The following is a 788-nucleotide window of genomic DNA, read 5'->3' as shown; positions in this document are numbered from 1 at the left end:
TCTAGAAGTTTACGGAACATTTCAACGCCAGTAACAGTCGTTGTTTGTGTATCACGGATACCAACGATTTCAACTGATTCACCTACTTTAACGATACCAGTCTCTACACGGCCAGTTACTACTGTACCACGACCAGAGATTGAGAATACATCTTCAATCGGCATAAGGAACGGAAGGTCAATTGCACGTTCTGGCTCTGGGATATAAGTATCAAGAGCTTCAACAAGCGCAACTACTGCTGGCTCGCCGTATTGGCTGTCATCACCGTTAAGTGCAAGAAGAGCAGAACCACGGATCACTGGAGTGTCATCACCCGGGAAGTCATAAGTAGAAAGAAGTTCACGAACTTCCATTTCAACCAGCTCAAGAAGCTCTTCGTCGTCTACAAGGTCGCATTTGTTCAAGAATACAACGATGTAAGGTACACCTACCTGACGAGAAAGCAGGATGTGTTCACGAGTTTGTGGCATTGGACCATCAGTCGCAGCACATACAAGGATCGCGCCGTCCATCTGAGCAGCACCAGTAATCATGTTTTTAACATAATCGGCGTGGCCCGGGCAGTCTACGTGAGCGTAGTGACGAGTTGGAGAATCGTATTCTACGTGAGAAGTATTGATGGTAATACCACGTGCTTTTTCTTCTGGTGCAGAGTCAATTGCAGCGTAGTCTTTCGCTTCGCCACCGAATTTCTTCGCACATACAGTTGCAATCGCAGCTGTTAAAGTTGTTTTACCATGGTCAACGTGACCAATTGTGCCCACGTTAACGTGTGGCTTATTACGTTC

The 788-nt window shown here is 46.3% G+C and carries 1 protein-coding gene; it reads right to left on the bottom strand.

Annotated elements, in window-relative coordinates; translation table 11 throughout:
* The coding region (locus tag AY607_RS06830; RefSeq protein WP_155858357.1) for an elongation factor Tu at positions 1-788 on the bottom strand (788 nt) is incomplete at both ends.

This window comes from Acinetobacter sp. SFA, assembly GCF_001647535.1.
Classification (GTDB): domain Bacteria; phylum Pseudomonadota; class Gammaproteobacteria; order Pseudomonadales; family Moraxellaceae; genus Acinetobacter; species Acinetobacter pecorum.
Note: the sequence above shows the minus strand (reverse complement) of the source record. Positions and strands in the feature narration are given on the sequence as shown.